Below are 18,943 nucleotides of genomic sequence, written 5' to 3'. Positions count from 1 at the left end.
ACGACGCGTTGCGGTGTAGCCGCTTCGCTTGAGATAGTAACGAGCGCACCGCGGCTGGCCTCGGTCGGCCGATGCCCCTATCCCACGTACTGCTATGAGCCTTGGCTCTCAAGGCCATTTTCTTTGGGTTACTTTTCTTTTGGGCCAGCAAAAGAAAAGTGACTCGGCGGCCGGCAGGACGTCGAAACGCCCGCTGCGTAAGCGGCAACCTGGCCGTATCGCGACAGCCGAAGACTGGACACTACTGGATCCCGGCCTGCGCCGGGATGACGACCATGGAGACTGTCGCGAAAGGCTGTCGCGCACAGGGTGCGCTCCTACATCGAGCGGAGCGGTGGGGAAAAGAAAACGCCCGCGCTGCATCACAGCGCGGGCGCCACACAACACCTTCAGCAAATCGTCATTGCTTGCTGAAAACCAGATGCCCATGCTCCGCATCCACCACCACGGTGTTTCCGGCTTCGAAGCGTCCCTCGAGAATCTCCTTCGCCAGCGGGTTCTCCAGCTGCTGCTGGATCGCCCGCTTCAGCGGGCGCGCGCCATAGACCGGATCGAAGCCCACGTTGCCGAGCAGATCCAGCGCCTTGTCGCCGATCTCGAGCTTCAATTGCCGCTCGGCCAGGCGCTTCTCGAGGTAAGCCAGCTGGATCTTCGCGATGGCGCGGATCTGCTTCTTCTCCAACGGACGGAACACCACCAGCTCGTCGAGGCGGTTGATGAACTCCGGACGGAAGTGCGCTTGCACCACGCCCAGCACGGCAGCCTTCATCTGCACATAGTCCGCTTCGCTGTCCCCCGAATGCTCCTGGATCATCTGCGAGCCCAGGTTGGAGGTCATCACGATGACGGTATTGCGGAAGTCCACCGTGCGGCCCTGGCCGTCGGTCAGGCGGCCGTCGTCCAGCACCTGCAGCAGGATGTTGAACACGTCCGGATGTGCCTTCTCCACTTCGTCGAGCAGGATCACGCTGTAAGGGCGTCGACGCACGGCCTCGGTGAGATAGCCGCCTTCTTCATAACCGACATAGCCCGGGGGCGCGCCGATCAGCCGGCTCACGGAGTGCTTCTCCATGAATTCGCTCATGTCGATGCGCACCATCGCGTCCTGCGTGTCGAACATGAATTCGGCCAGCGCCTTGCATAGCTCCGTCTTGCCCACGCCCGTCGGCCCCAGGAACAGGAACGAGCCGTAGGGCCGGTTGGGATCGGACAGGCCCGCGCGCGCGCGGCGGATCGCATCGGATACCGCACGCACGGCTTCATCCTGGCCGACCACGCGCCTGTGCAGCGCCGCCTCCATGTGCAGCAGCTTGTCGCGCTCGCCCTCGAGCATCTTGTTGACGGGAATTCCCGTCCAGCGCGATACCACCTCGGCGATTTCCTCCTCGGTGACGCGATCCTGCACCAGCTTGAAGTCCTGCTTTTCGGCAGTCTGCGCAGCGGCAAGCTGTTTCTCCAGCTCCGGCAGCTTGCCGTACTGGATCTCGCTCATCTTGGCGTAGTCCTGCCGGCGCTGCGCCGCCTCGAGCTCCACGCGCGCGGCCTCGATCTGCTCCTTCACCTTGGTCGCGCCCTGCAACGCGGCCTTTTCGGACTTCCAGATTTCGTTGAGGTCCGAGAACTCGCGCTCCAGTTTTTCGATGTCGGCATCGAGATCGGCCAGGCGCTTCTTCGACGCTTCGTCGGTTTCCTTCTTCAGCATCTCGCGCTGGATCTTCAGCTGGATCAGGCGACGCTCCAGGCGGTCGAGTTCTTCCGGCTTGGAATCGATTTCCATGCGGATGCGCGACGCCGCCTCGTCCATCAGGTCGATGGCCTTGTCGGGCAGCTGGCGGTCGGGAATGTAGCGGTTGGACAGCGTGGCCGCGGCGACGATGGCCGGGTCGGTGATCTCCACGCCGTGGTGCACGGCGTAACGCTCCTTGAGGCCGCGCAGGATCGCGATGGTGTCTTCCACGCTGGGCTCGCCCACGTACACCTTCTGGAAACGGCGCTCCAGCGCGGCGTCCTTTTCGATGTACTTGCGGTATTCATCGAGCGTGGTCGCGCCGATGCAATGCAGCTCGCCGCGCGCCAGCGCCGGCTTGAGCATGTTGCCGGCATCCATGGCGCCATCGGCCTTGCCGGCGCCGACCATGGTGTGCAGCTCGTCGATGAAGAGGATGATCTGGCCTTCGTTCTTGGCGAGATCGTTGAGCACGGCCTTGAGGCGCTCCTCGAATTCGCCGCGGAACTTCGCGCCGGCGATCAGGGCGCCCATGTCGAGCGCGAGCACGCGGCGATCGCGCAGGCCTTCGGGCACCTCGCCCTTGACGATGCGCTGCGCGAGGCCCTCGACGATGGCGGTCTTGCCCACGCCGGGCTCGCCGATCAGCACCGGGTTGTTCTTGGTGCGACGCTGCAGCACCTGGATGGTGCGGCGGATCTCCTCGTCGCGGCCGATCACCGGGTCCAGCTTGCCGCTCTCCGCGCGCGCCGTGAGGTCGATGCAGTATTTCTCCAGCGCCTGGCGCTGGTCTTCGGCGTTTTCGCTCTGCACCTTTTCGCCGCCACGCAGCTTGTCGATGGCGGCCTCGACGTTGGCCTTGGTCGCGCCGGCGGCCTTCAACGCCGCGCCGAGCTCGCCCTTGTCCTCCAGCGCCGCCAGCACGAACAGCTCGCTCGCGATGAACTGGTCGCCGCGCTGCTGCGCGAGCTTGTCGGTGAGGTTGAGCAGGCGCGTCAGCTCGTTGCCCACATGCACGTTGCCTTCCTGTCCGCTGACGCGCGGCAGGCGTTCGAGCTGTTCGTTCACACGCTGGCGCAACGCGGGTACGTTGACCTGCGCCTGCGTCAGCAGCGGCGCGGTCGAACCGCCCTGCTGTTCGAGCAACGCCGCCATCACGTGCACGGGTTCGAGCATGTTGTTGTCGCGTCCGACGGCAATCGATTGCGCGTCGGCCAGCGCTTGCTGGAAGCGCGAGGTGAGTTTGTCCATCCGCATGGGTTGTCCCCTCATCAATAGGATTTGGCGGCCTGGCCGCCACTGCTTTGTGAGATGCGGCTCACCGCCATGTGATTCAAGCGTTGACGTCGCCTGTCATGCCGCGGCTTTTCAGCCGTCGTTGCCCGCCCATAGCTTGCCTTCACATTTGCCTTGGTAGGCTCGCTTTCGTGTCATCGCCCTCGCCGCTCTCCGCCATGCCTGCCATGCCGCCCCTACCGGCCCCGCCTCTGCCAGGCGTGGACGACCGCTGGGCCATGTTTCTGGACGTGGACGGCACCCTTTTGGATTTCGCCAGCCATCCCGACCAGGTGGTGGTCGACGCGCGCCTGCGCGAGCTGGTGGAAGACCTGCACGCGGCGCTCGATGGGGCGCTCGCCCTGATAAGCGGACGCAGCCTGGACGACCTGGACGATCTGTTTGGCCATCCGCCCTGGGCCATGGCCGGGTTGCATGGACTTGAATTGCGTGGCGCGGACGGCCGCTATCGTGGCGTGCATATCGGCATGGCACGGCGCATGCGGGTGCGCGACATCGCCGGCTCCATCGCCGCAAGCCTTCCCGGCGTGATGCTGGAGGACAAGGGCATGGCCGTGGCCCTGCATTGCCGTGCCGCGCCGTGGCAGTTCGACGCGTTGCGCAGGAACGTGGAAGCGATCTTGCCCGCCCTGCCCGGCTACGAGACGCAACCGGGCAGCCTGGTCATCGAGCTCAAGCCCGAAGGCATGGACAAGGGCAAGGCGGTGGCGACCCTGCTTGCCGCCAGGCCGTTCCACGGACGGCAGCCGGTTTATCTCGGCGACGACCTGACCGACGAGCACGGTTTCGCCACTACCAACCTCGAAAGCGGATTGAGCGTGCGCGTGGGTCATCGCGAGCCCAGCCTCGCCCGCTATGCCTTGCCGGAGCCCGCCGCCGCGCGGGGCTGGCTGTTCCGCGTGTTGCACGCGCTCAAGCATGGAGCCCTCTCGCATGCCCATTCCTCAGGAGGAATCGCCTGATACCCAGTCCAGCCTGGCGCTGGGTGTCATCGGCAACGGCAGCGTTGCCGCACTGATCGACGGGAAAGGCCGCATCGTCTGGTGCTGCCTGCCTCGTTTCGACGGAGATGCAAGCTTCTGCGCGCTGCTGTCCCCACGACGTGAAGGTGGTGACTGGGCCATCGAGCTCGAGGATTTCGAGCGCGCGGAGCAGCACTACATGGTCAACACCGCCGTGTTGGTCACGCGCCTGTACGACCATCAGGGCGCGGGCGTGGAGATCGTCGACTACATGCCGCGTTTTCGCTCGCGCGGCCGCTTCTACCACCCCGTCATGATCGCGCGGCGCGTGCGCCCGATCGGCGGCGCACCGCGCATCCGCATCAGGCTGCGCCCCTTGTGCGACTACGGCGCCAACCCGCCGCAGACCACCTCCGGCAGCAACCACATCCGCTTTCTGCTGAGCGGCGTGGTGCAGCGGCTCACCAGCGACGTCGCCTCGCCGATGATCGAGCGCGGCCTGCCCTTCATCCTGGAAAAGCCCGCGCATTTCGTCTTCGGGCCCGACGAGACGCTGATGCACAGCGCCGCCGACTTCATCCACCACACGCTGGAACGCACGCTGGCCTACTGGCGGGAGTGGGTGCGCAACCTGTCGGTTCCCTACGAATGGCAGGAGGCGGTGATCCGCGCCGCGATCACGCTGAAGCTGTGCCAGTACGAGGCCACCGGTGCGATTGTCGCGGCGCTCACTACGTCGATTCCCGAGTCGGCGAACTCGCAGCGCAACTGGGACTACCGCTTCTGCTGGCTGCGCGATGCCGCCTTCACCGTGCGCTCGCTCAACCGGCTCGGCGCCACGCGCAGCATGGAGGAATACATCCGCTACGTGTTCAACCTGGTGGCGGCCGACGGCGAACGCGAGATCGGCCCGGTGTTCGGTATCACCTTCGAGCACGAACTCACCGAAACGCAGGTCGAAAGCCTGGCCGGTTATCGCGACATGGGGCCGGTGCGCGTGGGCAATGACGCATGGCGCCAACGGCAGAACGACGTCTATGGTTCCGTGGTGCTCGCCTCGGCGCAGACATTTTTCGACCGGCGACTGGAACACCCTGGCGACGAACTCACCTTCCGCCGCCTCGAGCGCATGGGGCAGATGGCGCTGCGCATGGCCGAGGAGCCGGATGCCGGGCTGTGGGAGTTTCGCGGGCGCACCGCCATACATACGTACTCCGCGGCGATGTGCTGGGCGGCCTGCGATCGCCTGGCCCATATCGCCACTGAACTCGGCCTGGATGACCCCGCGCGGTACTGGCACAACGAAGCCGAGGCCCTGCACGCGCGCATCATGAAGCGCGCGTGGAACGAAAAACTCGGCACGTTCGTCGACGCCTATGACGGCGAACACCTCGACGCGAGCCTGCTGCTGCTCGCCGACATCGGCTTCATCGGCGCCATGGACCCGCGCTATATCGCCACGGTGGATGCGATCGGCAACGCCCTCGGCCGCGGCGAATACCTGTTCCGTTATATCGCGCCGGACGATTTCGGCGCGCCGGAAACCAGCTTCAACATCTGCACGTTCTGGTACATCGACGCGCTTGCCGCCACCGGCCGCAAGGAGCGTGCGCGGGCGATGTTCGAGCACATGCTCACCCGGCGGAATCCGCTCGGCCTGCTTTCCGAGGACCTGGCGCCCACCAGTGGCGAGCACTGGGGCAATTTTCCACAAACCTATTCGATGGTGGGCCTGATCCAGGCCGCCATGCGCCTGTCGAGGCGCTGGGAGGACGCATTGTGATGGCAGGGCGCAGCGGTAGTGGCCCGGGACGGTTGATCGTGGTTTCCAATCGCGTGGCATTGCCGGATCAGACGGCGACGGGCGGGCTGGCATCGGCCATGCGAGCGGCCCTTCAGGAGCGCGGCGGATTGTGGTTTGGCTGGAGCGGCAAGGTGGCGCGGCAGACCGGCGGCGAGGTGCACCGGGTCAAGGACGGCATCGTGGAATACGCGACCATCGACCTGTCGCGCGCGGACCATGACGACTTCTACAACGGCTTCGCCAATCGCACGCTGTGGCCGCTGTTGCACTATCGCCCTGACCTGGTCGATTACGACCGAAAGCACCTGGCCGGCTATTTGCGCGTCAACAACCTGTTCGCCGAAGAGCTGATGTCGCTGATCGGGCCGCACGACGTGGTGTGGATCAACGACTTTCACCTGATCCCGCTCGCCGCGATGCTGCGCGACCGAGGCGTCCGCAATCGCATCGGTTTCTTCCTGCATACGCCGCTGCCCGCCGCGGGCCTGCTGATTGCCCTGCCGCGCCACCGCGAGCTGCTGGAAACGCTGGCCAGCTACGACCTCGTGGGCCTGCACACGCCACGCGATCGCCGTGCGCTGGAGGAATATTTCCTGCACGAAGTAGGCGCCACGATGCGGCGCGACGGTCGCCTGCAGACGCCGGGCGGACGCATCTTCCGCGCCGAGACGTTCCCCATCGGCATCGACACGCAGCAGGTGGCCGAGAGCGCCAGCCACGCCGACGAGCACGAGGAAATCCATCAACTGCGGCACAGTCTCGAGGGCCGCGCGTTGATCATCGGCGTGGATCGCCTCGACTACTCCAAAGGCCTACCCGAGCGATTCCAGGCGTACGCGCGGCTGCTCGAACGTTCGCCGCAGCTCCACCGCAAGGTCAGCTTCCTGCAGATCGCCCCGCCCTCACGCGGCGGCGTACCCGAATACCGCCAGATCCGCCGCGACCTGGAGCGCAGCGCCGGCCACATCAACGGCATGTACGCCGCGCCCGACTGGGTGCCGATCCGCTACGTCAACAACTCCTTCGCGCACGAACTGCTGAGCGGTTATTACCGCGCGGCGCGCGTTGGCCTGGTCACGCCGCTGCGCGACGGCATGAACCTGGTGGCCAAGGAGTACGTGGCCAGCCAGGACCCCGACGATCCCGGCGTGCTGGTGCTTTCGCGCTTCGCCGGCGCGGCGCAGGAGCTTGGCGACAATGCGCTGCTGGTGAACCCCGCCGACACCGAGGAAGTGGCCGAAGCGCTGGGCATCGCCTTGACGATGCCGTTGCCGGAACGACGCGCGCGCTGGCGCCGCATGATGGATGTGCTGGAAAAGCAGGATGTCACCGCCTGGCGGAATGCATTCCTGCAGCGATTGACCCAATGACGCCCAAAGAACAGCCCCCGTGGTGGCGGACTGTTCGACGTTATGCCGGAACCGTGCTCAGGGGCCGTGCGTGGCTCGCGACGTGGCCGGCGTCGCCGGGCTGGGGGTGGACGGCGCGGGATTCGCCGCCGGGCTATACCGGCTGCCGCTGTCACGTTGCACCGGCTCCCGCGGGTAGTCGCGCTGGAAGGGCGTGTGGCCATTCGGTCCGGCCAGCGCCCACAGGCGGCCTTCGATATCCACCCAGTGCCAGTTGCCTGCCGGCACGGGCTGGGTGGAAACGGAGACGAAGTGGGCGTCGTAGTTGCCGTCGGGCCGCTTCGTGGCCTCAAGCTGCAGGTTCAGGATGAACTGGCTCGCCACCGCACGGCCATGGGATTCGGCCGGCCTGGTGATCATCTCGCCGATGTTCTGCGAGAGCAGCCGGCTCATCTGCGGTTCGAGCGAGATGGCGGGCGAGGCCGAGGTGACCTTGCCACTGGCATTGACCTGCACCAGCACGGGTAACACGCGTTGGGGGAATGGATTCAACGAACCCGAGGACGTGGACGCCATCGCAGCGCCCCCCATGACCGACAACGCACCGACGAGCATGACGACTTGACTGCGCTTCATGCGACCTCCCTGATGGCGATGGACTGTGGCTTCCGGCACCGTCCTCCGATCCCGCCCTCGCGATGCCGTCTCCAATCTGCTCCTTTCGTCAGCCTCGCGTCAACTTTCGGCCGGGAGACCGTATTCCTTCGCTAGGGCGCCAGCCAGACCAGGCTGGCGAACCGACCGCTGTGGGCGCCGTCCCGGCGGTAGGAATAGAAGCGGTCGTCGACGCGGGTGTCGAAGCCGCCGCCATGGATGCTCCCGATGCCCGCGGCGAGCAGGCGGCGGCGGGCCAGGCCGGCCAGATCGCACAGCCAATGGCCCGGGCGGGTGGCCGTGAAGAACTCGGCAGCCCCCGGATCGGTGGCGACGAAGGCGTCACGCACCTCCTCGCCGACCTCGTAGCTGGCCATGCCGATACACGGCCCCAGCCAGGCCATGGCTCGCCCCGGCGCGGCGGGAAGCGACAGCAGGGCGGCTTCCAGCACGCCCCCGGCCAAGCCACGCCAGCCCGCATGGGCCGCCGCAACGCCGCTGCCGTCGGCCGCGCAGAACAACACCGGCAGGCAATCGGCGGTCAGGATGGCCAGCGGCTCACCGGTCCGGCGGGTGACGGCAGCATCCGCCCTGGGCTCGCCGCCCGGCGCGCCGGCGTCGACGTCAGCCACGTCGGCGCCATGCACCTGCTGCAGCCAGTGCGGCGCCCGGGCCAGGCCCAGGGCCTGCTGCACCGCCAGGCGATTGGCCTTCACGGCCTGGGGGTCATCGCCCGCACGAGCACCCAGGTTCAGCCGGCCATAGGGGCCGGTCGAGACGCCCGGCCCCTGCCGGGTGCTGACCGCGGCGCGCACGCGGGGCGGCGCCGGCCAATCGGGAACGATCCAGGCACCGGCCGCCGTCATGCGCTTACTGCCATTCGTCGAGGCCGGCCTGGGCGGTATCGGCGCGCAGGGCATCGATCAGGGCCTGCTGGTCCGCCGGACGCTCGGCGCTGAACGACATCGGCTCGCCGGTTACCGGATGCTCGAAGGCCAGCCGCTCGGCGTGCAGTGCCTGGCGACGGAAACCGCGCAGGGCCGCGACCAGCTCGGGCGTGGCGCCCTTGGGCAACCTGAGGCCGCCGCCATACAGTGGATCGCCGACCAGCGGATGGTTGATATGCGCCATGTGCACGCGGATCTGGTGCGTACGGCCGGTTTCCAGGCTGCACTGGACCAGGCTGTGGGCCCGGAAGCGCTCGCGCAGGCGGTAATGGGTGACGGCGCGCTTGCCGTCCTCCTCGTCCCGCACGGCCTGGCGCAGGCGATCGCCCATGTGGCGCCCGATCGGGGCATCCACCGTGCCGCCGGCCACCAGGGTGCCCAGCACGATGGCTTCGTACTGCCGCTCCACGTCGTGACGGGAAAGCATGTCGACCAGGCCGGTGTGCGCGGCCAGCGTCTTGGCGACCACCATCAGGCCCGACGTGTCCTTGTCCAGCCGGTGCACGATGCCGCCACGCGGCAACTGGGCCAGCGCCGGATCGTGGTGCAGCAAGGCATTCAGCACCGTGCCGGCGCTGTTGCCGGCGCCCGGGTGAACCACCAGGCCGGCCGGCTTGTTGAGCACCAGCACATAGTCGTCCTCGTGGACGATGTCCAGCGCGATGGCCTCGGGGGCCAGCTCCACCTCGGTTTCCAGCTCGGCCTCGAGCCGGACCTTCTCCCCGCCGCGCAACAACTGGCGCGGCGGTGCCTTGGCGCCATCCAGCGTGACGTCGCCCGCCTTGATCCACGCCGTGAGGCGGGACCGCGAGTAATCGGGGAACATCTCAGCCAAAGCCTGGTCGAACCTCCGACCCGCGGCCGACAGCGGCACCGTGGCCTCATGACGGATCGTCGTCATGGCCTGCCGCCCGGGCAACCGGTGGTTTCGGCTATCATCCCTTTTCGATCAAACATCTGAACCCTTATCCATGCGCGTAACCAAGCTGCCGGCTTTCAAAGTCTTTGTCGTGCTCGCCATCGCCCTGTCGATGAGCGCCTGCTCGATGTTCGGCCACAAGAAGGACACCAACGATACCCTCCCGGTGGACAAGCTTTACGCCAAGGCCCACGACTCGCTCGAGCACGCCGACTATTCGGCAGCCAGCAAAGCGTACCAGCGACTGATCGCGCGCTTCCCGTCCGGTGACTACAACGAGCAGGCCCAGCTCGACCTGGCCTACTCCCAGTACAAGGACAACCAGCCGGACGACGCCTATTCCACGGTCAACCGCTTCATCAAGACGTACCCGACCCACAAGCATGTGGATTATGCCTATTACCTGCGCGGCCTGATCAATTTCGACCGCACCGGCGGCGCCATGGAGCGCATGCTGCAGTCGGGCGAGCCGCAGACCCGTCGCGACCAGGGCTTCAACCTGAAGTCGTTCGACGACTTCTCGGAACTGTCGCGCCGCTTCCCCGACAGCGCCTACACGGCCGATGCCCGCCAGCGCATGATCTACCTGCGCAACCTGCTGGCCCAGTTCGAGATCAACGTCGCCGAGTTCTACCTGCGCAACAAGGCCTACGTGGCCTCCGCCAACCGCGCGCAATACGTGATCGAGCATTACCAGCAGGCGCCGCAGACCGGCGACGCGCTGGCCATCCTCACCCGCAGCTACCTGTCGATGGACCAGAAGGGCCTGGCCGACCAGACCCGCCAGGTGCTGGCCGCGAACTATCCGAACCATCCGTACCTGACCGACCCGAAGTGGCCGCATGCGCCGTCGCTGATCCGCAAGATGATTCCGTTCTCGGGGCACCATTGATCGAAACCCGGGGTTCGGAACGCATGAAAAAGCCGGTGGGAGACCACCGGCTTTTTCTTTGCCCATCATCCGTCGCCACTTGTGGGAGCGCACCCTGTGCGCGACCGCGGGGCGACGGTGTACCTCGTCACTGACGACCGATTTCGTATGCCCCGTCGCGCACAGGGTGCGCTCCCACAAAAAAGCTCGGTCAGCGCCAACCCGACGTGATCGGATACCGCCGCTCGCGCCCGAACGCGCGCGTCGTCACGCGCGGCCCCGGCGCCGCCTGCCGGCGCTTGAACTCGTTGAGCAGCACCAGGCGCACCACGCGGCGGACGGTATCGGCGTGGAAACCATGCGCGGCGATTTCCGCCTGTGACTCCTCGCCCTCGATGAAGCGCGCGAGGATCGCGTCCAGTTCGTCATAGGGCGGCAGCGAATCCTGGTCGGTCTGGTTGTCGCGCAGCTCGGCCGACGGCGGACGATCGATCACGGCGGAAGGAATCGCCTCGGGCTCGCCCATCCGCGCCGCATGCGCATTGCGCCAGCGCGACAGGCGATAGACGGCGGTCTTGTAGACGTCCTTGAGCGGCGCATAGGCGCCGCACATGTCGCCGTACAGCGTGGCGTAGCCCACGGCCATCTCGCTCTTGTTGCCGGTGGCGAGCAGCAGGCGGCCATGCTTGTTGGACATCGCCATCAGCGTCACGCCGCGCGTGCGCGATTGCAGGTTCTCTTCGGTGGTATCGGCCGCCTTGCCGGCGAAGGCCGGAGCGAGCGCGCCGAGGAAGGCATCGACCATCGGCTCGATGTCGATGATGTGGTAGTCCACGCCCAGCTGCTCGGCCTGTGCACGCGCGCCGTCCAGCGAGAGTTGCGAGGTGTAGCGCGTGGGCATCATCACCGCCGTCACGCGCTGGGCGCCCAGCGCATCCACTGCCAGCGCCAGCGTCAGCGCGGAATCGATGCCGCCCGACAGCCCGAGCAGCACGCCCGGGAAACCGTTCTTCTCGATGTAGTCGCGGATGCCGCGCACCAGTGCCGCATACAACGTGGCCTCCGACGAAGCATCCTCCACGCGGGGCCAGCCATCGGCGTAAAGCCTGCGCGTGTGGCGGTCGAAGTCCACCCACAGCATCGCGTCGACGAAGTTGGGCGCACGCGCCGCCACCGTGCCATCACCGTTCACCAGCAACGAGCCACCGTCGTAGACCACTTCGTCCTGGCCACCGATCAGGTTCAGGTAGGCGATCGCGCAGCGGGTTTCCAGCGCACGCTCCTTCAGCACCCGCTCGCGCTCGGACTGCTTGGCGTCGTCCCAGGGCGAAGCGTTGATCACCACGATCAGCTCGGCCCCGGCCGCAGCGGCCTTGGCGGCCGGCTCGGGCTCCCAGATGTCTTCGCAGATCAGCAGCCCGACGGGTACGCCATCGATCGACGCCACGGCGCTGTCGCTGCCGGGGCGGAAATAGCGCTTGTCGTCGAACACACCGTAATTGGGCAAGGCCTGCTTGTGCGTGGTGAGCTCGATGCGTCCGCCCCGCAGCAGGCTGGCGGCGTTGTACACCTCGCCCTCGCTATGCGGATGACCCACCAGCGCGGCCACGCCATTGGTGGCGCCGGCCAGCGCATTGAGCTCGCACTGGCAGGCCGCCAGGAAGCTCGGACGCAGCAGCAGGTCTTCCGGCGGATAGCCACTCAAGGTCAACTCGGGGAACGCCACCAGCGATGCACCACCCTCGCGCGCCTGCGCCATGAGGTCCCCGACCTTGGCGGCGTTGGCAGCAACCGCTCCGACCGGGAAATCGAACTGCGCTAGCGCGAAACGTAGGGACGACATGCCGTGGGGTCCTGGCGGTGGGGCCTGAAATGATACCCGAGGCCCGGTGATGCATCGGCCAACCGCCTTGATGGCCCGTCCCGCATCGCCCTGCAAGGCCGCGGCTAGTCCATGGGTTGAAGCAGCAGCACGGCCGCCAAGGTCGACATGAAGGCGGCGATCGCCACGTCGAAAACGCGCCAGGCGAACGGGCTGCGGAAGATGGGCAGCAGCACGCGCGCCCCGAAGCCCAGCGACAGGAACCACACCACGCTGGCGGTGGACGCCCCGGCGGCAAACAGCCAGCGTCCCAGGCCTTCGTAGTGCGTGGAAAGGCTTCCCAGCAACACCACGGTGTCGAGGTAGACATGCGGATTGAGCAGCGTGAAGCCCAGGCAGGCGAGCACGACGCGGCCACGACTGCCCACGCCGTTACCGGCCGGTTGCAGGCCGCTTTCGCCCTGCCATGCGCGACGCAGCGCAAACAGGCCGTACGCCGCGAGAAAGGCCGCGCCCGCGTAACGCAGCCATTGCAGCAATGCCGGGTGCTCTCGCACGGCCAGGCCCATGCCGGCCACCCCGAGCAGGATGAGGCTGATGTCCGCCAGGATGCAGACCAGCACCACCGAACCGATGAAGCTGCGCTGGAGCCCCTGCCTCAGGACAAAGGCGTTCTGCGCGCCAATCGCGATGATCAGGCCCGCGCCCGCGGCGAGGCCGGCCAGGTAAGCCGTAAAGGACATGGAGGGAGACCCTGGGGAAAGGAGGCACTTTCGCGTCATCGGGGCATTCAGTAAAACTAAACTTATTGACGGTGCTTAAGAAGTTCTAATTTTGCCGGGAGCGCGGCCAGCGTGCGACCGCGCGGGTGATCATCAAGGTCGCGGTCGCGCACTGGGTGCGCTCCTACAGGGAGGGAGTAGTAACGTCGTCGCGAGCCCCACCCCTCACCCCAACCCTCTCCCCGGAGGGGAGAGGGGGAAAGGGTGTGGCAGCCCATAGGCTTCATCACGGCTCAGCGAAGTTGCTTTGAGTCCTCTTCGCATCGGCGCGTTGCGGTGTAGCGGCTTCGTTCGAGGTAGAAATGAGTGCATCCCGGCTGGCCTCGGTCGGCCGACGCTCCTATCCCCCGTACTGCTATGAGCCTTGGCTCTCAAGGCCATTTTCTTTGGGTTACTTTTCTTTTGGGCCAGCAAAAGAAAAGTGACTCGGCGGCCGGCAGGACGTCGAAACGCCCGCTGCGTAAGCGGCAACCTGGCGGAAGCGTGGCTACCGAAGGCAATAGCCCGCTCTCACGAGAACCACAACCATGCCGACCGGCGCGAAAGGCTGTCGCGCACAGGGTGCGCTCCTACAACACACCAGGGTGAGGGGTCAGTAATGAGTTTGCTCAATCCCCAGCTTGCCGCCTTCGCAGCCGTGCTCGACGAAGGCAGTTTCGACGCCGCGGCCCAGCGCTTGTCGCTGACGCCATCGGCCATCTCGCAGCGGATCAAGGCGCTCGAAGATCGCCTGGGACAGGTACTCATCCTTCGGCGCTCGCCCTGCGAGGCGACGCCGGCGGGCCGGCGCCTGCTTCGGAGCGTGCAGCAGCTGCGCCTTCTCGAAGCGGAAACACTGGAGGCATTCCATGTCGCTTCCGACGACGCCGGCCCCACCCTGGCCGCGCTCGCCGTCAACGCGGACTCGCTCGCCACCTGGTTTCTTTCCGCGCTCGCGGAGCTGCATGAGCAGCACCAGCTGCTGTTCGATGTCCGCGTCGAGGACCAGGACCATTCCACCGATTTCCTGCGTGACGGCTCGGTACTCGGCGCCATCACCGCCATCGCGCAGCCGGTGCAAGGTTGTGTCGTGAAGAGGCTGGGCGTGATGCGCTATCTGCCGATCGCGTCGCCCGCGTTCGTAAAGCGGCACTTCCCCCACGGGGTCGATGCCTCATCGCTCGCCAAAGCGCCCATGCTCGTGTTCAACCGCAAGGATGAGCTGCAATGGCGTTTCATCCACAGCGTGACGCGCGCCCGGCTCGCGCCACCCATGCATTACCTGCCCTCCTCCACCGCCTTCGTGGAAGGCGCTGCGCTGGGCCTTGGCTGGGCGATGGCGCCCGAATCGATGCTGCAGAAGCCGTTCGCCGAGGGAACCCTGCAGTCCATCGCACCCAAACGATGGCTGGACGTACCGCTGTATTGGCAGCACTGGGCGATTCGCTCCGAAACCTTGTCGCGGGTGACCACCGCACTGCTGCGGGCGGCCAAGCAAGGGTTGCGCTGAGCGACAACCGCTTTCCTGCAGGAGCGCCCCCTGCGCGGCCGCAGAACCGCGGAACGAAAAGGGAAAGCGGGCAGCTTTTACTCCCTACGACCCAGGGCAATGGCCGGCAATCACGCTCTCCATCGCCGATCGCGCACGGGGTGCGCTCCTGCAAACAGCGGCCGCAACGGCGAGGCATGAAAAAAGGGCCGCATCGCTGCGGCCCTTTTCGTATCGGTCGAAGAGACCCGAAAGACTTACTTCTTCATCAGGCCGGCGAGGGTCTTGCCGAGGTCGGCCGGGGACTTCACGGTGGTGACGCCCGCCTTCTCCAGCGCGGCGAACTTCGCCGCCGCCGTGCCCTTGCCGCCCGAGATGATGGCGCCGGCATGGCCCATGCGCTTGCCCGGGGGAGCCGAGGCGCCCGCGATGAACGACACCACCGGCTTCTTGACGTATTCGCCGATGAACTCGGCGGCGTCTTCTTCAGCCGAACCGCCGATTTCGCCGACCATGATGATGCCTTCGGTCTGCGGATCGTCCTGGAACATCTTCAGGCAGTCGATGAAGCTCAGGCCGTTGATCGGGTCGCCGCCGATGCCGATCACGGTGGACTGGCCCAGGCCTTCGTTGGTGGTCTGGAACACCGATTCGTACGTCAGCGTGCCGGAGCGCGACACGATGCCGACCTTGCCCGGCATGTGGATGTGGCCCGGCATGATGCCGATCTTGCACTCGCCCGGGGTGATGATGCCGGGGCAGTTCGGGCCGATCAGCACGGTTTCCGGATGCTGGGCCAGCACGTTCTTCACGCGCAGCATGTCCAGCACCGGGATGCCTTCGGTGATCGCCACGATGACCTTGATGCCGGCGTCGATGGCTTCGAGGATCGAGTCGGCCGCGAACGGCGGCGGCACGAAGATGACCGACGCGTCGGCGCCGGTTTCATCGACGGCTTCGGCCACCGAGTTGAAGACCGGCAGGCCGATGTGCTCGCTGCCGCCCTTGCCCGGGGTCACGCCACCGACGACCTTGGTGCCGTAGTCCAGCGCCTGCTGCGCGTGGAAGGTGCCCTGCTGGCCGGTGAAGCCCTGCACGAGGACCTTGGTGTTCTTGTTGACGAGAACGCTCATGGTTCAGTTGCTCCTCAGGCCTTGGCCGCAGCCACGGCTTTCTGCGCCGCATCGTTGAGATCGTCGGCCGGCGTGATCGCCAGGCCGGAGTTGGCCAGCAGTTCGCGGCCCAGCTCCACATTGGTGCCCTGCAGGCGCACCACGACGGGGATCTTCAGACCCACTTCCTTCACGGCCGCGATGATGCCTTCGGCGATCAGGTCGCAACGCACGATGCCGCCGAAGATGTTGACCAGGATGGCCTTCACCTTGTCGGAGGACAGGATCAGCTTGAACGCCTCGGTCACGCGCTCCTTGGTGGCGCCGCCGCCGACGTCAAGGAAGTTGGCCGGCTCGCCGCCCGCCAGCTGGATCACGTCCATGGTGGCCATGGCCAGGCCCGCGCCGTTGACCATGCAGCCGATGGAGCCGTCCATCGTCACGTAGTTGAGGTTGTGCTGCACGGCAGCCGCTTCGGCCTGGTCTTCCTGGGTCAGGTCGCGCATGGCGGCCAGGTCCGGGTGACGGAACTCGGCGTTGTCGTCGGAGTTGACCTTGCCGTCGAGCGCGGCCAGGTTGCCGTCCTCGAGGATGGCGAGCGGGTTCAGCTCGACCAGGGCCAGGTCCTTCTCGTTGAACAGCTTGTACAGGCCCAGCATGATCTTGGTCAGCTGGCCGACCTGCTTCGCGTTGAGGTCCATGGCGAAGCCGAGCTGGCGGCACTGGTACGGCTGCAGGCCTTCCACGAAATCCACCACGATGGTGTGGATGTCTTCCGGGGTGTCCTTGGCGACCTGCTCGATGTCCACGCCGCCGTGCTTGGAGGCGATGAACGACACGGACTTGGTGTCACGGTCCACCAGGATCGAGAGGTAGAGTTCCTTGGCGATGTTGGTGGCGTCGGTGACCAGCACCAGGTTCACCGGCAGCGCGCGGCCGGCGGACTGGTAGGTTTCCATGTTGGTGCCCAGCATGCCCTTGGCGGCTGCACGCACGTCATCGAGGCTCTTGCAGAACTTCACGCCGCCGGCTTTGCCGCGGCCACCTGCGTGGATCGTGTGCCTTGACCATCCACTGCGAACCACCAAGGTGCTTGGCGGCGTCGACAGCGGCATCGGGAGAGTTGGCGACCTTGCCCGGGGGCACGGCAATGCCGTACTTCGCGAACAGTTCTTTGGCCTGGTACTCGTGGAAATTCATTCGATACCTCGAGCGAACGGGGAAACATGACGGCCGCACGGGTTGTGGGACCCGGACGGTCAGGGGAACGACGGCGACTACTGGAAGCTGCGCTGCCGGATGCAGTGCGCCGCCGCCTGCCTGTCGACATGACGAAAACCGCGCAATACGGCCGCCTATTTTCGCGGAAGCGGCCCCCGATGGAAAGGGGCGGCCCCCTGGCGCGGTCCCGGCGGGCCGTAAGGAAGTGCCCCTCTGGCGCCCGTGAAGGGCGCGTCTATACTGGCCCGAACCGTCTTTCGACCCAGAGCGAGAGTACCCATCCAGGTGTCCAGCACCGTCCAGCCTGCGTACCCCAGCACCCGCCCCGCCCCCGAGGCGGCCCGCCACGAGCTGCTGTTCCTCAATTGCTTCCGGCTGGCGCAGGCCCTGGTCTATATCGGCCTGGCCCTGAGCCCGAACGCCCTGGGCTGGCCCAAGCTCACGGACGTGGGCCTGGCGCGCGGCATGGCGGTGCTGTTCCTGCTGTTCGCGCTGGGCATGCTTTCGCTTACCCGCCGCTCGACCCCGTGGATCCGCTGGACGGTGTCGGGTGCGCTGGTGGTCGACATCATCGCGGCCGTGCTGGCCATCGCCACCATGCACGATGCCCGCATCGGCATCGCCATGATGCTGGCGGTGAACCTGGCCGCCGGCGCGCTGATCCTGCCGCTGCGCCTGTCCTGCTTCTTCGCGGCCGTGGCCACGCTGGGCGTGCTGGGCCATTCGGTGTTCGAGATCCAGCACGGCGACACCGGCATGGACCGCGAGCTGCTGGAGTCCAGCCTGTTCGGCCTGGCCTACTTCGCCATCACCGTGCTCTGCTACGTGCTGAGCCGGCAGATCCGAGCCAGCGAGGCGCTGGCCGAACAGCGTGGCGTCGACCTGGCGAACCTGGCCCAGGTCAACGAATTGATCATCCGCCGCATGAAGACCGGCGTGCTGCTGGTGGACGACGCCAACCGCATCCACCAGATCAACGAATCGGCCTGGATGCTGCTGGGCAATCCCACCGCCGACCAGCGCGACCTCGGCCGCGTGGCGCCGGAGCTATCGCGCCGCCTCTATCACTGGATGACCTCGGGCAAGCTGGACGAGTCGGCCACGCAGCTCGCCGATGGCGTGCCGGAAGTGGTGCCGCGCTTCAGCCGACTGGCGCCGAACGACGACTCGCACGTGCTGATCTTCCTCGACGACACCTCGCTGGTGTCGCGACGCGCGGAGGAGCTGACGCTCAGTTCGCTGGGTCGCCTGTCGGCCTCGATCGCGCACGAGATCCGCAACCCGCTGGCGGCGATCCGCTACTCGGCGCAGTTGCTCGCCGAATCGCACGACCTGCCGCCGACCGACCAGCGCATGGTGGAGATCATCAACAACCACTGCGTGCGCCTCAACGAAATCATCGAGAACATCCTGCAGCTGTCGCGGCGCGAGCGCTCGCGCCCGGAAACGCTGGACCTCGGCATGTGGGCCAACCAGTTCGTCGAGGAATACCGCCAGGGCAACGACCTCGGCGAGGATTCGCTGCGCGTGATCCAGGCCAGTACGCCGGTCGCCGCCGTGGCCGACCCGCAGCAGTTGCAGCAGGTGGTGTGGAACCTGGTGCAGAACGCATTGCGCTACGGCCGCATGCCCGGCGAGCCGGCGCGCGTGATGGTGGTGGCGCGGCATGGCGAACACGGCGTGCCTATCCTCGAAGTCATCGATCGCGGCCCCGGCATCGCGCCCAAGGTGGCGGCGCAGATCTTCGAGCCGTTCTACACCACGCACGAATACGGCACGGGCCTGGGTCTCTATTTGGCGCGCCAGATGAGCGAAGCGAACCAGGCCTCGCTGGAGTACGTGCGCGTGGCCGGCGGCGGCAGCTGCTTCCGCCTGGTGCTGACGCCGGCGCGCATCGGTCGCGCCACCGGGGATACGGCGGCGGCAGGTTGACGATATGGCCATCTACGCCCTGTAGGAGCGCACCCAGTGCGCGACCGCGGACTGACATGGGCGCCTCGATCTGCGATG

General features: G+C 66.5%; 13 protein-coding genes and 1 pseudogene. 6 read left to right on the top strand and 8 right to left on the bottom strand.

All coding sequences use genetic code 11. The features are described 5' to 3' along the window. Nucleotides 1–400: 400 nt before the first annotated feature. Nucleotides 401–2,983, bottom strand: coding sequence for an ATP-dependent chaperone ClpB (gene clpB, locus JMF82_RS19065; RefSeq protein ID WP_201316111.1), 2,583 nt, complete (start codon nt 2,981–2,983; stop codon nt 401–403). 257 nt (nt 2,984–3,240) lie between these two features. Here clpB and otsB point away from each other — a divergent pair, with 257 nt between their 5' ends. Genes otsB through otsA form a run of 3 tightly spaced genes read left to right on the top strand, consistent with a single transcriptional unit; the run spans nt 3,241 to nt 7,158 of the window. After that, nucleotides 3,241–3,984, top strand: coding sequence for a trehalose-phosphatase (gene otsB / locus JMF82_RS19060; RefSeq protein WP_236585571.1), 744 nt, complete (start codon nt 3,241–3,243; stop codon nt 3,982–3,984). Beyond that, complete coding sequence (locus tag JMF82_RS19055) at nt 3,956–5,767, top strand: glycoside hydrolase family 15 protein (protein ID WP_201316110.1); 1,812 nt, start codon at nt 3,956–3,958, stop codon at nt 5,765–5,767. The genes otsB and JMF82_RS19055 overlap by 29 nt, the downstream gene beginning before the upstream one ends. Continuing rightward, nucleotides 5,767–7,158 carry an alpha,alpha-trehalose-phosphate synthase (UDP-forming) gene (gene otsA / locus JMF82_RS19050; protein ID WP_201316109.1) on the top strand — a complete coding sequence of 464 codons (1,392 nt, stop codon included), beginning with the start codon at nt 5,767–5,769 and terminating at the stop codon, nt 7,156–7,158. The genes JMF82_RS19055 and otsA overlap by 1 nt, the downstream gene beginning before the upstream one ends. A 57-nt stretch (nt 7,159–7,215) precedes the next feature. Here the strand turns inward: otsA and JMF82_RS19045 are convergent, their stop codons facing one another. From JMF82_RS19045 to rluD, 3 genes are all read right to left on the bottom strand, one after another. Further along, on the bottom strand, nt 7,216–7,773 hold the full coding sequence (locus JMF82_RS19045; RefSeq protein WP_201316108.1) for a hypothetical protein: 558 nt from the start codon (nt 7,771–7,773) through the stop codon (nt 7,216–7,218). A 131-nt stretch (nt 7,774–7,904) separates the two neighbouring features. Further along, entirely contained in the window at nt 7,905–8,657 is a 753-nt protein-coding gene (gene pgeF / locus JMF82_RS19040; RefSeq protein ID WP_201316107.1) for a peptidoglycan editing factor PgeF, read from the bottom strand. Between the two features lie 4 nt (nt 8,658–8,661). Continuing rightward, entirely contained in the window at nt 8,662–9,639 is a 978-nt protein-coding gene (rluD, locus tag JMF82_RS19035; protein ID WP_201316106.1) for a 23S rRNA pseudouridine(1911/1915/1917) synthase RluD, read from the bottom strand. Between the two features lie 70 nt (nt 9,640–9,709). Between rluD and JMF82_RS19030 the strand changes: the two genes are divergently transcribed. Beyond that, entirely contained in the window at nt 9,710–10,549 is an 840-nt protein-coding gene (locus JMF82_RS19030) for an outer membrane protein assembly factor BamD (protein ID WP_201316105.1), read from the top strand. Nucleotides 10,550–10,739: 190 nt separating this feature from the next. On the opposite strand, the gene JMF82_RS19025 is transcribed toward JMF82_RS19030, so the two are convergent. Together JMF82_RS19025 and JMF82_RS19020 are read right to left on the bottom strand one after the other, a co-directional pair. Further along, nucleotides 10,740–12,371 (bottom strand): NAD+ synthase, encoded by a 1,632-nt coding sequence (locus tag JMF82_RS19025; RefSeq protein ID WP_201316104.1) that lies wholly within the window; start codon nt 12,369–12,371, stop codon nt 10,740–10,742. A gap of 104 nt (nt 12,372–12,475) precedes the next feature. Beyond that, complete coding sequence (locus tag JMF82_RS19020; RefSeq protein WP_201316103.1) at nt 12,476–13,093, bottom strand: LysE/ArgO family amino acid transporter; 618 nt, start codon at nt 13,091–13,093, stop codon at nt 12,476–12,478. A gap of 637 nt (nt 13,094–13,730) precedes the next feature. Here JMF82_RS19020 and JMF82_RS19015 point away from each other — a divergent pair. Then, nucleotides 13,731–14,621 (top strand): LysR family transcriptional regulator ArgP, encoded by an 891-nt coding sequence (locus tag JMF82_RS19015; protein ID WP_201316102.1) that lies wholly within the window; start codon nt 13,731–13,733, stop codon nt 14,619–14,621. A 236-nt stretch (nt 14,622–14,857) separates the two neighbouring features. On the opposite strand, the gene sucD is transcribed toward JMF82_RS19015, so the two are convergent. After that, nucleotides 14,858–15,733 (bottom strand): succinate--CoA ligase subunit alpha, encoded by an 876-nt coding sequence (gene sucD, locus JMF82_RS19010; RefSeq protein ID WP_201316101.1) that lies wholly within the window; start codon nt 15,731–15,733, stop codon nt 14,858–14,860. A gap of 14 nt (nt 15,734–15,747) precedes the next feature. After that, a pseudogene (gene sucC, locus JMF82_RS19005) lies at nt 15,748–16,912 on the bottom strand (ADP-forming succinate--CoA ligase subunit beta). 306 nt (nt 16,913–17,218) lie between these two features. On the opposite strand from sucC, the gene JMF82_RS19000 reads away from it, so the two are divergent. After that, a complete protein-coding gene (locus tag JMF82_RS19000; protein WP_201316100.1) occupies nt 17,219–18,865 on the top strand; it encodes an ATP-binding protein in 1,647 nt (548 codons plus the stop codon). The last annotated feature ends 78 nt before the right edge of the window (nt 18,866–18,943 follow it).

Origin of the sequence: Dyella sp. EPa41 (genome assembly GCF_016586165.1) — a bacterium.
Taxonomy (GTDB): domain Bacteria; phylum Pseudomonadota; class Gammaproteobacteria; order Xanthomonadales; family Rhodanobacteraceae; genus Dyella.
Note: the sequence above shows the minus strand (reverse complement) of the source record. Positions and strands in the feature narration are given on the sequence as shown.

What these genes read in the sequence shown, in the direction of transcription:
- clpB (WP_201316111.1), bottom strand. Translation starts at nt 2,983, where the DNA reads ATGCGGATGGACAAACTCACCTCGCGCTTCCAGCAAGCGCTGGCCGAC.
- otsB (WP_236585571.1), top strand. Translation starts at nt 3,241, where the DNA reads ATGTTTCTGGACGTGGACGGCACCCTTTTGGATTTCGCCAGCCATCCC.
- JMF82_RS19055 (WP_201316110.1), top strand. Translation starts at nt 3,956, where the DNA reads ATGCCCATTCCTCAGGAGGAATCGCCTGATACCCAGTCCAGCCTGGCG.
- otsA (WP_201316109.1), top strand. Translation starts at nt 5,767, where the DNA reads ATGGCAGGGCGCAGCGGTAGTGGCCCGGGACGGTTGATCGTGGTTTCC.
- JMF82_RS19045 (WP_201316108.1), bottom strand. Translation starts at nt 7,773, where the DNA reads ATGAAGCGCAGTCAAGTCGTCATGCTCGTCGGTGCGTTGTCGGTCATG.
- pgeF (WP_201316107.1), bottom strand. Translation starts at nt 8,657, where the DNA reads ATGACGGCGGCCGGTGCCTGGATCGTTCCCGATTGGCCGGCGCCGCCC.
- rluD (WP_201316106.1), bottom strand. Translation starts at nt 9,639, where the DNA reads ATGACGACGATCCGTCATGAGGCCACGGTGCCGCTGTCGGCCGCGGGT.
- JMF82_RS19030 (WP_201316105.1), top strand. Translation starts at nt 9,710, where the DNA reads ATGCGCGTAACCAAGCTGCCGGCTTTCAAAGTCTTTGTCGTGCTCGCC.
- JMF82_RS19025 (WP_201316104.1), bottom strand. Translation starts at nt 12,371, where the DNA reads ATGTCGTCCCTACGTTTCGCGCTAGCGCAGTTCGATTTCCCGGTCGGA.
- JMF82_RS19020 (WP_201316103.1), bottom strand. Translation starts at nt 13,093, where the DNA reads ATGTCCTTTACGGCTTACCTGGCCGGCCTCGCCGCGGGCGCGGGCCTG.
- JMF82_RS19015 (WP_201316102.1), top strand. Translation starts at nt 13,731, where the DNA reads ATGAGTTTGCTCAATCCCCAGCTTGCCGCCTTCGCAGCCGTGCTCGAC.
- sucD (WP_201316101.1), bottom strand. Translation starts at nt 15,733, where the DNA reads ATGAGCGTTCTCGTCAACAAGAACACCAAGGTCCTCGTGCAGGGCTTC.